A 277-nucleotide genomic window follows, 5' to 3' on the forward strand; every position below is an offset into this window, starting at 1 on the left:
TCGAATCATCGGGATTGCTTGGGTCGGCATGCACCACGGCGCGGGCCTGGTCGAGCGTGACGTTGCCATTGGCGGCCACGCTGACCGTGAACACCAGCAGGTTACTGAGGGCTGTACGCCCTTCGACCACGGTGCCGTTGAGCGACAGGTTCACCGCCTGGCCCGAGGCCGTGTCGATCAGCCCGGAAGCCCCGGCCACCACGCCCAGCGCATAGGTCAGGGTACCGGCCCCGTCGGCGCCAAACGCCGAGTTGAAGTTGGCGGCGAAGCTCTGGGT

The 277-nt window shown here is 67.1% G+C and carries 1 protein-coding gene; it reads right to left on the reverse strand.

The window, feature by feature from the left end; genetic code table 11:
- A partial coding sequence (locus ACM6IT_RS28015) for a DUF5801 repeats-in-toxin domain-containing protein (protein ID WP_414919115.1) occupies positions 1-277 on the reverse strand: 277 nt, incomplete at both ends.

It is taken from the genome of Pseudomonas sp. IT-P4 (assembly GCF_949767755.1).
GTDB lineage: Bacteria > Pseudomonadota > Gammaproteobacteria > Pseudomonadales > Pseudomonadaceae > Aquipseudomonas > Aquipseudomonas monachiensis.